Genomic DNA, 12,305 nt, shown 5'->3' with positions numbered 1-12,305 from the left:
CCACGAACTGCTGTTGTAGGAGCTGGCTTGCCAGCGATGGACTCAGCAGCACCGCGTTTATCCAATCAACACACGTCATCGTTATCGACCTTCGCTGGCAAGCCAGCTCCTACAGGACATCTGCACCATGACCTATAAAAACCCAACCAAACTCCAGGCCGCCATCCTCGACTGGGCCGGCACCGTGGTCGATTTCGGCTCTTTCGCGCCGACGCAGATTTTTGTCGAAGCCTTCGCCGAGTTCGACGTTCAGGTGTCCATCGACGAAGCCCGTGGCCCGATGGGCATGGGCAAGTGGGACCACATCCGCACCCTGTGCGATCAGCCGGAGGTCGCCGAGCGTTATCGCAGAGTGTTCGGCCGTACGCCGACCGACGATGACGTCACCGCTATCTACCAGCGCTTCATGCCGCTGCAGATCGAGAAAATCGCCGAGCACTCGGCACTGATTCCCGGCGCCCTGGACACCATCACCAACCTGCGCCAGCAAGGGATCAAGATCGGTTCCTGCTCTGGCTACCCGAAACAGGTCATGGACAAGGTCGTAGAGCTGGCCGCCACCAACGGTTACGTTGCTGACCACGTGGTCGCCACCGACGAAGTGCCCAATGGCCGCCCATGGCCGGCCCAGGCCCTGGCCAACGTGATCGCTCTGGGTATCGACGATGTCGCCGCGTGCGTGAAGATCGACGACACCGTGCCGGGCATCCTCGAAGGTCGCCGTGCCGGCATGTGGACCGTGGCATTGATCTGCTCGGGCAACGCGCTGGGCCTGGACTACGAAGGCTATCGTGCGCTGGGCAGCGACACACTGGACAGTGAGCGCAAACGTATCCACACAATGTTCGAAGGCTCGCGACCGCATTACATGATCGACACCATCACCGACTTGCCAGAAGTGATAGCCGACATCAACAAACGCCTGGCCAAAGGCGAGATGCCACAGACCAACTGATTCACATCTGCCCCTTGTAGGAGCGAGCCTGCTCGCGATGGAGTGTCAGCCAAATCAGTGTTGGCTGACACTCCATCGCGAGCAAGCTCGCTCCTACAGAAGGCATTGCTGTCAATTCCCTGAATCAGAGCATCCAGCGACCGATAACCTCAGGCAAACCCGGTAAAACAGGATTACAGTTAAAGCATACCGTCGATCAAGAACGGTCGCTGCAAACCGGACCTCTGAGGAAACACCGTATGCCGTGGAAAAACTCCGACTCACGCTACAGCACCGTATCGATCGCGTTGCACTGGTTGATGCTGGTCCTGCTGGGGGTGGTTTACGCCTCTATCGAACTTCGCGGCATCTTTCCCAAAGGCAGTGGCGGGCGAACGCTGATCGTCGAATCGCACTTCATGCTAGGCCTGACCGTGTTCGTATTGGTCTGGTTACGGCTGTTCGCCCGCAGCCTCGGCCCCGCACCGCAAATCTTTCCCGCCTCGCCCCATTGGCAGACAGTGCTGGCCAAATTGATGCACTGGGCGTTGTACCTTTTCATGATCGCCATGCCGATCCTTGGATGGCTGGTCACCAGCGCCAAAGGCAACCAAGTGATGTTCTACGGCCTGGACCTGCCGCTGCTGGTTGCGGAGAACAAGGAGCTGGCCAAACAGCTACAGGGCTGGCATGGGCTGGGTGGCACCATCGGCTATTGGCTGATCGGCTTGCATGCCGTGGCAGGGCTTTATCATCACTATGTGGTGGGTGATAACACGCTGCTGCGGATGATGCCCAAGCGGGTAAGCCGAAATTCCTGAGGAAACGAAGATCGAATGTGGGAGCGGGCTTGCTCGCGAAAGCGGCGTGTCAGGCAACATTAAAGTCGAATGACGCTCCGCTTTCGCGAGCAAGCCCGCTCCTACATTTGGCTTGCGCTGAACTTCAGGCTTGTAGGTTGAACCCCCGTCGCCCCTGCAAGCCACCGGTATGCACGAAGACCAGTCGCGTGCCTCGGGCAAACCTCCCCGCTTCGACTTGCTGTTTAAGCGCCAGCAGTGCTTTGCCGGTGTACAGCGGCTCTAACGCGATGCCGCTGAGCTTTTCTGTCTGCTCGATGAATTCAAGCAACTGCGGATCAATCTTGGCAAAACCGCCACGACTGGTATCGAGCAGCTCATAAGCCGCACCCCTCACGCCCGCCTCCGCCACTATCCGCTCGACTTGCTGCGCCACACCATGATCGTCGGGCACTGCCAGCGCACCGTACACCGGGTGCTCCCCCGCTTCAGCCAGCACCAGGCCGGCCAGGGTGGTGCCGGTTCCACAGGCCAGCCACCAGCCGTCGTAGTCGCTCCAGCCCAAAGCAGCGAGTTGTGCGCAAACCTGCGATTTGAGCTGCATGCAACCGCGCGCACCGGGCAAGCCACCACCGCCTTCGGGTACGGGATACAACGTCGGGTATCGTGTCTGCCATGACTCCCAGAAACCCGCTTCATGCCGCGCCCGATAACCGCCGTAACCGAGCCAATGCAGCTGCATGCCGAACGCCTGCAAATCTTTGATCGTGGGCGTTTCCTGGGGATGCCCGCGCAGCAGGCCCACCGTGGAAAAACCAAAGCGCTTGCCGGCAGCGGCCAGCGCATGAAGGTGGTTGGAGTGAGCACCGCCCAGGCTGATGATGCCTTCGGCACCGGTCTGGTCCGCCGCCTTCAAGTGTTCGATCAGCTTGAACCACTTGTTGCCGCTGATCAGCGGGTCGATTTGGTCCAGGCGCAGGATCGCGACGTCGATGCCGGCATGGCTAAGCCAGTCAAGATGAAGGAGTTCGAGGGGGGCTTTGGGTAGCCAATCGTTGGGAGGGAAAAGCATCGATGCCGGCTCTGGGTAAACAGCCAGCATCTTAGCAGCAGTTAGGGACCCTTCGCGGGCAAGCCTCGCTCCTACAAGAGTACCGCGATACCTGTAGGAGCGAGGCTTGCCCGCGAAGGCCATTGGCATATTTGGCCTGCGGATTACAACTGCGCAGCCAACCGCGACCCCTGATTGATCGCCCGCTTGGCATCCAGCTCCGCCGCAACATCCGCGCCGCCGATCAGATGCACATTCTGCCCCGCCACCACCAGGCCATCCTGCAATTCGCGCAGCGGGTCCTGCCCGGCGCAGATCACGATGTTGTCCACCGGCAGCACTTGTGGCTCACCGGTTTCGCCGATGCGGATGTGCAGACCATCGTCATCGATCTTCAGGTACTCGACGCTGTTGAGCATCTGCACCTGCTTGTTCTTCAGACCGGCGCGGTGAATCCAGCCGGTGGTCTTGCCCAGGCCGTCGCCGACCTTGGATTTCTTGCGCTGTAGCAGGAACACTTCGCGGGCCGGTGCATGGGGTGCAGCCTTGATCCCGGCAACACCGCCGCGCGCCTCCAGGTGCGTATCGATACCCCACTCCTTCCAGAATTCCTCGCGGTTCAGGCTGGTGGCCTGGCCCTGGTGGACCAGGAATTCCGAGACATCGAAACCGATACCGCCAGCGCCGATCACCGCGACGCGCTTGCCCACCGGTTTGCGCTCAAGCAGCACGTCCAGGTAACTCAGCACCTTGGCATGTTCCACGCCGGGAATCGCCGGTAGACGCGGCGCAATGCCAGTGGCGAGGAGGATCTCGTCATAACCGCCCTCGACCAGTCTGGCCACATCCACACGGGTGTTCAGGCACACCTCGACGTTGGTGGTCTGCAGTTTGCGGCCAAAATAACGCAGGGTTTCATAGAACTCTTCCTTGCCCGGCACACGCTTGGCGACGTTGAACTGGCCGCCGATTTCGCTGGCCGAATCAAACAACGTCACCTGATGACCCCGCTCGGCAGCCACGGTCGCGGCGGATAAACCGGCAGGACCGGCACCGACCACGGCGATTTTCTTGAGCTGCTGCACTGGCAGGTAATTAAGTTCGGTTTCGTGGCAAGCACGCGGGTTGACCAGGCAACTGGTCAACTTGCCGCCGAAAGTGTGGTCCAGGCACGCCTGGTTGCAACCGATGCAGGTGTTGATTTCATCTGCACGACCTTCAGCGGCCTTGTTGACGAAGTCCGGGTCGGCGAGGAACGGCCGCGCCATGGAAACCATGTCGGCATCGCCTTCGGCAAGGATCTGCTCGGCGACTTCCGGGGTGTTGATACGGTTGGTGGTGATCAACGGAATGTTCACCGAACCACGCAGCTTGGCCGTGACCTTGCTAAACGCCGCACGCGGAACTTTGGTGGCGATGGTTGGAATCCGCGCTTCGTGCCAGCCGATACCAGTGTTGATGATTGTCGCACCGGCCTGCTCGATGGCCTTGGCCAACTGCACGATTCTTCCCACGTGCTGCCACCTTCCACCAGATCGAGCATCGACAGGCGGAAAATTATGATGAAGTTCGGGCCGACCGCTTCACGGACCCGGCGAACGATTTCCACCGGCAGGCGCATGCGGTTTTCGTAGCTGCCGCCCCAGCGGTCGGTGCGGTGGTTGGTGTGGGCGGCAAGGAACTGGTTAATGAAATAGCCTTCCGAACCCATGATTTCCACGCCGTCGTACTCGGCCTGTTGCGCCAGGGTCGAGCAAGTGACGAAATCGCTGATCTGTTTCTCGATGCCTTCCTCGTCCAACTCTTTAGGCTTGAACGGGTTGATCGGTGCCTGAATGGCGCTTGGCGCAACTTGCTTGGGGCTATAGGCGTAACGGCCAGCATGGAGGATCTGCATGCAAATCTTGCCGCCCGCCTCGTGCACCGCGCGGGTCACGATTTGATGTTTGAGCGCTTCTTCCTCGGTGGTCAGCTTGGCCGCACCGGAGTACACGCCACCCTCGTCGTTCGGGCCGATACCGCCGGTCACCATCAGGCCGACACCACCACGGGCACGCTCGGCGAAATACGCCGCCATGCGCTCGAAGCCACCGGGTTTCTCCTCAAGACCGGTGTGCATCGAGCCCATCAGGGTGCGGTTGCGCAACGTGGTAAAACCCAGGTCCAGCGGGGCCAACAGGTGCGGGTAATGAGCGGCGGTCATCGGTAACTCCACAACGAGCGATCACGGAAAAATGTGGGCACTCTTCGGCGCCCCTCAGTCATGTGTTACAGACTATGAGTACTCCCCGGACCGCTCAATGACCGTAACTGACAACTTAATGATCTAAATGCGCAGCCACCCTTGGCAAGCGTCGGCATGGGCCATACCCTAGGCATCGAACCCTGCATGACTTTTCACTAGGTTTTGAATTTTGATCACTCCGATTTGAACTAGGGGATCAGAGCGTAGGCGTTCAGCAGAAAGTAAAACGGTGTCACCAGAATTTGAAATTGGTGGGCCAACACTAGGGTTTGGTGTCACAACAGGCGCCTGCGTGGGGCTGCGCATGCTGCGGCATTCAAATGGAGTGGGTGAAAACGCAGAAGAAAGGATCGAGAATGAGTGATTACGAGTTTTGTGGGCCCACTGTTTGGATCGCGGTTGTGCGCTCTCTGCGCTCTCGACCACAACATGCCCTTGGCGGTAACGCTCGCGTCTGTGACATTTCATCAAAGTCTAAAGTGCTTCTAATTACAACTTAAATTGCAGCGATCACTGAGTTGAATTTCGCGAATAGAGAAAAGTGTGACCCTACTTACAAAGACGATCCACGCATCTCGCTGATGGAAGATCATCTGGCTGCTGCATCCACTCAATGAGGAGCTGCACAACGCGCTAAGACAGCATGCTACGCAGCGTTCCGATCCGTTTGCTGTTCAACGAGCCAGACCTCAACTTTCGGGCTGACTACAGCTTGTTCGACCTTAATACCGGCCGGCCGCTGTGTGTCGGAAACGGTGTGACCTGCAAGAGTTTGCCCAAGCACGGCATCCAGTCGTTACCCTGCCCTTCACCGGATGGCTGTTCACTGGTTCAAGGCAATACCTGCACGCCTCACGGCCGGCTGAACGTGGTAATTGGCGATGACGATCCGCTGGCCAGTTCTGTCTTTCGCACCACGGGTTACAACCACCTCGTGGGCGATGATCAGGTGGTGCTTGTCATCGACCGCTGTTTGGACGTTGTAGCATGTCTCGCCGAGCAGCCGGGCGCTCGAAATGATCTATTCGGGAAAGGACAACGGAAATTCAAGGCAACCACCCACAGTGCTCGTGACCTGCCCATAGAGCTAAATTTGCCGGACCGTGAATTCACTAAAATAAAAAATCGCCCCCCAACTGGCGCAGGGGGGCTTCATAAGTAAATCGGCGCTTAATACAACAGTACGTACGCAACCGTTCACCCATGCAATGGAAGCAAGCGAGTACTCAGTATTCGCTTGGAGTTGTCGGGCTTACAAAGCCTCACAAACCTTCCGCGCTGAATCAGCGACTGCTGCTTGCTCGAGCTTGAAACCTGCATACCCCTTATCGGCCATCTCAGTAATCACCTGCTTGTAGTGCTTCCCGCCACCGAGATACACCATGAAGACCTGGGGTTTTCCTGGAATGTTAGCGCCCGAATACCAAGACGTTGCTTCCGGGAGGAGCGTCGAGTCAGCGACTTCTTTAACGTGAGAAATCCACTCATCTTCGTCCTTGCGATTGGCCTCAATGCTGCCAAAACCATTGAGTTCCATGTACTCGATACAATCAGCAATCCACTCGCAATGCATCTCGATGCCCAGCGGCATATTGAAAAGGACCGAAGGACTTTGCGGCCCGGTGATGGTGAACATATTGGGGAAACCATGAGCGGCAAGGCCGACTAAGGTACGAGGTCCTTGCGACCAATATTCCTGGAGGGTCCGTCCATCGCGCCCACGGATATCGATCTTGAATAGAGCGCCGGTGAAGGCATCAAAACCTGTCGCATAGATGATGGCATCGAACTCGTGTTGCGTACCGGCAGTGGTGATGCCGGTGCCGGTAATTTCCTCGATGGGTGCCTTCTTGATGTCGACCAGAGATACGTTCTGACGATTGAAGGTTTCATAATAATTGGTCTCACAAGGTTGCCGTTTGGTGCCATAGGTTTGACCTGCTGGAGGGCAAAGAACACTTGCGATGACCGGGTCTTTAACTCGCTCGCGAATTTTCGCCCTAACGAACTCTGCAGCTGTTTCGTTAGCTTCCTTGTTGAAAAGAATGTCTCCATAGCTGCCGATCCAAAGGCTAAAACCGCCATCTTGCCAGCATGCTTCATAATGAGCGCGGCGTTGTTCTTCAGACTCTTCCAATGCTGACGGTTTTAGTCGATCGAATGGAACACCTGCAAAAGTTTCCCACGCTTGGCGGCGCAGTTCCGGATAGTTGGCTTTGGCAGCCTGATCGACGTCACGACGCATTGGCTCATTGACCAACGGAGCGGCGAAATTAGGGGTGCGCTGAAATACCGTGAGGTGTGCAGCCTGCTCGGCAATAAGAGGAATTGCCTGCATTGCTGTGGCACCGGTGCCAATAATGCCAACACGTTTACCGGTAAAATCTACGCCTTCTTTTGGCCAGTGCCCTGTGAAATAGACTTCACCTTCGAAAGAACCATGACCTTTAAACTTAGGGATATTTGCAGAGGATAAGGTCCCCACCGCAGGAACAAAATACTTGGCACTGAGGCGTCTACCCGAGTCTGTTTCGATGAGCCAACGCTGTTGGGTTGCGTCGTAATGAGCTGCGACCACACGGGTGCTGAACTGGATATCTTTCAGCAGGTCATACCGTTCAGCTACGTGATTGAGATAACTAAGAATCTCAGGTTGAGCTGCGTATTTCTCAGACCACGTCCACTCTTGCTGCAATTCGGCAGAAAAGGAATAGGAGTAGTGATGGCTTGGAATATCACAGCGAGCACCCGGATAACGATTCCAATACCATGTTCCACCCACGCCCTCCGCAGAATCGTAAACCTCAACGTTCAGCTTGAGCTTATCTCGTAATAAATGAAGCATGTAGAGACCTGCGAAGCCAGCACCGACAACAACAGCGTCGATTTCAACAACGGAATTCACAGAGGAGACAACTTGATTGTTATGGGGCATGCGACTCACCTTTTATTTTTGTTAATTACGCGGGTAGCACCGGGGGAAGCTTTCGATACACTCGCAGCATAAGATTTTGGTTTCACTCAACACGCCTTGGATTTTCAGCGTGCTTACCATCCATTTAGCAACTCGCATGCCATCAACAAAAAATTCTTAAACATCAACGATCTATGCGTACTTCTCGTTAAAAAAAACACACCATCCAAAAAATTTTAATGAAATCATAAAATCAAAAAGTCCGCCGCTTATGCATTTGATAAAATCAAACTTAGAATTACGAAATACTTGTCAATAAAAAAGGCGCCAGGGGCGCCTATTTGTGACATGACAGCACGAGTTTTTTTCACGGGCTTTGGAAACATCTAAATGCACGCAGCACTTTTGTTCTCTCAGAGCGGCAGTGCGAACTCAAACCAAAACGAATTTCCCTTCGGCCCGTTTTTCACCGATGTCTCAGTTAATATCTTGAACACCAAGGCCGTTGCCGGATCGAAGTAGTACACGGCTTGTGGTCCGATGGAAAATTTACTCAGCCGATTACCTCCTGCGACGTCGTTACCATTTATCTGATCGTCACTAAATTGTTTAGTATAGTGCCCAGCGATCCCGACCTGCCATTTTGGATTAAAAGGCAACCTGTAGCCCGCATTATAATCAAGGTCAAAAATATTCCCTGACTTGTAATCGGTATCATTGTTCTTCTGATTGAATGACACTGTCGGCGATATAGAAAGTTCCCAAGCAGGACTGGGTAACCAGGTCAATCCAAACTCTTGAACATAGGATGCGTAGTTACTTGTCGTATTGATGATGCTTTTTTTATCGTAATTCCCCATTGGAATAAATGCGCTAAAACCCGTTAACAAAAACAGTTCGGGGGTCGGCGACCACGTCAGGTACAAGGGGGTAAAATACAGCTGATTCAATCCGGACTTATGGTCTTTCAAACCAGCGACCTCCAGCGTATTTCGCCCACCAGACAGAATTGCGCCCGTGCTAAATTTAACGCCCGAATCTGTTTGATACCCCCATGTATGCACCATACGCAAGGCTTCAACAGCGACGCTAAGTTTGAAGTCTGGAAGCGACGATTTACCGTCGTTACCTCGAAAGCTGTCCGCAGAATAAAACGCGGTATAGTTATATAATTCAGTTCCTCCTGGAGGTGGCAGGATCGCGGGAACTACAGTGTTCACGCCTAGCGGCCAGTTTGTCCCTCCGTTCTCCGAAGCTATTGAAAGGGAAACTTGACCACACAACAAAACGGCAAACAAGAGGCGTAACAACAGAGATAAACTAGTCATTATTATTATCCTGATCAATTAGGTAGTTCGAGCCTAAATCTTATTTTTCCCAATACACCTAGGCTGCTTTATGCTCATAGCTTTGGATATTTTTTTGATCGCTTGAACAACAAATGCGCGGGCAGTTGCGCTTTCCGGCAGGAGATTAAGCAGCGTAAAAAAACCGTGAATCTGCCCCTCAAAACATCGGCGCTGAACCATAACTCCCGCGGACATTAACGCTAAAGCGTATGCTTCCCCTTCGTCACGCAATATGTCGTGTTCTGCGGTAATTAATATTGCCGGGGGTAGCCCCTTCAACGATGTGGCAAGCAGCGGCGATGCTTGGGGATCTTTCCGCAAGTGGACATTTGGCAGATATTGATCCCAAAACCAAGCCATATCCTCTTTCCCGAGCAGACCTTGGTTGAGCGGATCGAGATACCCTGGCGTATTCAAGTCAGGTTGAGTCACTGGGTATACCAGTACCTGTTGAGCTAGTTTTGGCCCCCCCTCATCCCGTGATTTTTGTGCGATGACTGCTGCAAGAGTGCCACCCGCACTGTCTCCCATTACGATCAATGGAGTATCCGACGATCCCGTCAGTGCGCTTCGCTGAGCATCCGCCCAGGTCAAGGCTAGCCAGGCATCATCGACTGCCGCAGGGTAAGGGTGTTCGGGGGCTAGCCGGTAATCGACCAGTATTACGGTGCAACCTGTTTCTGCGGCGATGAATCGCCCTAGACTGTCATAGTCGTCGATCGACATGAGGGTCCAGCCACCGCCATGGTAATAAATGATGGTTCCCTTTGACAAAACATCAGGGAATAGAACGCGGACTCGGATGCGTTCCTTGCCTTGACCGAGAACAACTTCTTCAATGCGATGCATTGCCGGCCCCGTGCCGAGAAGATCGCGTAGGCTCGACATGATGGATCGTGATTGGAAAACGTCCATTTTGTGGAAGGGTTTGACCCCTTGCTCAGCCAACTGGCCAAGGAGGGCAAGACTTGCAGCATCAAGAGCCATGAATCACCTCTGTGTTTTTTTTGTTGTTATTGAACGTAGAGCAATGGCTATGCCACTATGTTCTGAGAGGCCCTGTTACCTTTAATGCTATGTTTTATAACAATAAAAATACTTGGTTGAGTGGTGATCCAGATTGGATGGTCAGCAACGAACGGAAAGATTTCACGATTTGCGCAAGCTGGTTAAGCAAATCAGGAATTCTGCACACGAGTTTTTGAACCCGAAAAATGCGTGGCGCAGTTCCCCATCGACCAATCCCTCGATCAAGCTCATTAAGAAGCGGGAAATTAATGCCTAACACCATCGATCCAAAGTTTCCTGCTAGCCGTGATCTCGTCGCGCAAATCAGTTTTGATACTGAACAGGGAAAAATCTGGATGCATGAGCAGCGCATGCTGCTTGTCCACAGCAGCTTGTTCGCCAATTTACGCAATGAATTGATCCAGACATTGGGCACTGAACGTGCCCGAGGGATGCTGATGCGTCTGGGGTATCACTCAGGATGGCGAGACGCCACCCTGGCTCGCAATGTTCGTCCGAATCTATCCACGGCTGATGCCTTCTTCGCAGGCCCTCAGTTGGCGCTCATCAAAGGCATGGTGAACGTCAAACCTATAAAGCTCGAATTCGATGTTGGCAAAGGCACCTTTTACGGTGAGTTCCAATGGCAGGATGCGTATGAAGCGGAGATGCACCTTAAGGAGTACGGTCCTGTCAGTGATCCGGTCTGCTGGTTACTCGTCGGTTACTCCAGCGGATTCACCACCTATTACATGGGCCGCAACATATTTTTTAAGGAAGTTGAGTGTGTAGGCTGCGGGGCCAGTCACTGCCGAATCGTAGGTAAGCCGGCAGAAGAATGGGAAGACCACGAGGAAATCGAACGACTTTTGCAACCTGATTCAATGGCTGACGAATTGCTGTCACTTCAATACCAGCTGAGTCAATTACAAGACCGTGTTCGGGACAACGATGACCACGACGATCTGATCGTAAACTCTGTTGGCCGTTCGAGCAGCTTTCGGCATGCCACCCAGTTGTTGCAGCGTGCTGCCAATGGCCGTGTAAGCGTCCTTTTGCAAGGTGAGACGGGAGTTGGCAAAGAGATTTTCGCTCGTAGCCTGCATTTGAACTCACCCAGAGCATCCAAACCTTTCATCGCGCTAAATTGTGCCTGTATCTCCCCTGATCTGATCGAGGCAGAGTTGTTCGGCGTCGAGAAAGGCGCCTACACGGGAGCAAACACTAGCCGAGAAGGTAAATTTGAGCGCGCTAACGGTGGAACGTTATTTCTCGATGAGGTCGCTGAGTTAACGCCTCGAGCACAGGCAGCCCTTCTTCGAGTTTTGCAGGAAGGCGAGCTGGAAAGAGTGGGTGACACCCAAACGAGAACGGTGGATGTACGCCTTGTTGCGGCCAGTCATGTCGACCTCTCAGAAGCCGTGAAGGAAGGTAAGTTTCGCGCGGACCTGTTCTACCGCCTGAATGTATACCCAATACCCATTCCTGCACTGCGGGAGCGCAAGGACGATATTCCGCTACTGATTGAGCATTTCTTGGGTAAATATCAAGCACTGTATAACAAGCGAATTACCGGTGTTTCCGATAAAGCCATGACAGCGCTAATGGACTACAGTTGGCCTGGCAATATTCGTGAACTGGAAAACATGGTGGAGCGTGGCGTTATTCTTTCTGATAATAATCAGGCTATTGAGATGCAGGCGTTATTCCCCTTGCTACAGGGTGCTCCTCCATCGTCAAATCATGTCGACACAAAAGGAAACCTCAGGCCGGATCGGCCGACACCAACCGCAGGTACGGATCCATTGTGCGAGTCGTTACTTGATGAAAATTTCGATCTCGAGGAGTTTGAGTCGAAACTTATACGCACGGCGATGGCCAGATCTGCCGGTAATGTGTCAAAAGCTGCCAGAATGCTAGGATTGACTCGTCCTCAGCTTGCTTATCGACTCGAAAAACTTGAAAGCTAAAGTAATCCGCTTTTAAGTGAACTCTTACCCGCCC

General features: G+C 54.0%; 7 protein-coding genes and 2 pseudogenes. 4 read left to right on the top strand and 5 right to left on the bottom strand.

Features of this window, described 5'->3' with window-relative positions; all coding sequences use genetic code 11:
* Positions 1–127 precede the first annotated feature (127 nt).
* Together phnX and CES87_RS22240 are read left to right on the top strand one after the other, a co-directional pair.
* Positions 128–955 carry a phosphonoacetaldehyde hydrolase gene (gene phnX, locus CES87_RS22245; RefSeq protein WP_128607795.1) on the top strand — a complete coding sequence of 276 codons (828 nt, stop codon included), beginning with the start codon at positions 128–130 and terminating at the stop codon, positions 953–955.
* A 239-nt stretch (positions 956–1,194) separates the two neighbouring features.
* Positions 1,195–1,755 (top strand): cytochrome b, encoded by a 561-nt coding sequence (locus tag CES87_RS22240; RefSeq protein ID WP_128607794.1) that lies wholly within the window; start codon positions 1,195–1,197, stop codon positions 1,753–1,755.
* A 124-nt stretch (positions 1,756–1,879) separates the two neighbouring features.
* On the opposite strand, the gene CES87_RS22235 is transcribed toward CES87_RS22240, so the two are convergent.
* Together CES87_RS22235 and CES87_RS22230 are read right to left on the bottom strand one after the other, a co-directional pair.
* Positions 1,880–2,806: a 1-aminocyclopropane-1-carboxylate deaminase/D-cysteine desulfhydrase gene (locus CES87_RS22235; RefSeq protein ID WP_128607793.1), complete on the bottom strand. Its 927-nt coding sequence runs from the start codon at positions 2,804–2,806 to the stop codon at positions 1,880–1,882.
* 143 nt (positions 2,807–2,949) lie between these two features.
* Positions 2,950–4,988, bottom strand: a pseudogene (locus CES87_RS22230) (FAD-dependent oxidoreductase).
* Positions 4,989–5,624: 636 nt separating this feature from the next.
* Between CES87_RS22230 and CES87_RS22225 the strand changes: the two are divergent.
* Positions 5,625–5,964 (top strand): annotated as a pseudogene (locus CES87_RS22225) (hydrolase or metal-binding protein); the annotation flags it as partial.
* Between the two features lie 318 nt (positions 5,965–6,282).
* Here the strand turns inward: CES87_RS22225 and CES87_RS22220 are convergent.
* The 3 genes from CES87_RS22220 to CES87_RS22210 all read right to left on the bottom strand — a co-directional run bounded on the left by CES87_RS22220 (position 6,283) and on the right by CES87_RS22210 (position 10,280).
* On the bottom strand, positions 6,283–7,965 hold the full coding sequence (locus tag CES87_RS22220) for an NAD(P)/FAD-dependent oxidoreductase (protein WP_128607792.1): 1,683 nt from the start codon (positions 7,963–7,965) through the stop codon (positions 6,283–6,285).
* 392 nt (positions 7,966–8,357) lie between these two features.
* Positions 8,358–9,272 (bottom strand): transporter, encoded by a 915-nt coding sequence (locus tag CES87_RS22215; protein ID WP_128607791.1) that lies wholly within the window; start codon positions 9,270–9,272, stop codon positions 8,358–8,360.
* Positions 9,273–9,305: 33 nt separating this feature from the next.
* Positions 9,306–10,280: an alpha/beta hydrolase gene (locus CES87_RS22210; RefSeq protein WP_128607790.1), complete on the bottom strand. Its 975-nt coding sequence runs from the start codon at positions 10,278–10,280 to the stop codon at positions 9,306–9,308.
* Between the two features lie 290 nt (positions 10,281–10,570).
* Between CES87_RS22210 and CES87_RS22205 the strand changes: the two genes are divergently transcribed.
* The gene (locus tag CES87_RS22205) at positions 10,571–12,271 is read left to right on the top strand and encodes a sigma-54-dependent Fis family transcriptional regulator (protein ID WP_128607789.1); all 1,701 of its coding nucleotides are present in this window, start codon (positions 10,571–10,573) and stop codon (positions 12,269–12,271) included.
* Positions 12,272–12,305: the final 34 nt, after the last annotated feature.

The sequence above is a fragment of the Pseudomonas sp. ERMR1:02 genome (assembly GCF_002277815.1).
GTDB lineage: Bacteria > Pseudomonadota > Gammaproteobacteria > Pseudomonadales > Pseudomonadaceae > Aquipseudomonas.
Note: the sequence above shows the minus strand (reverse complement) of the source record. Positions and strands in the feature narration are given on the sequence as shown.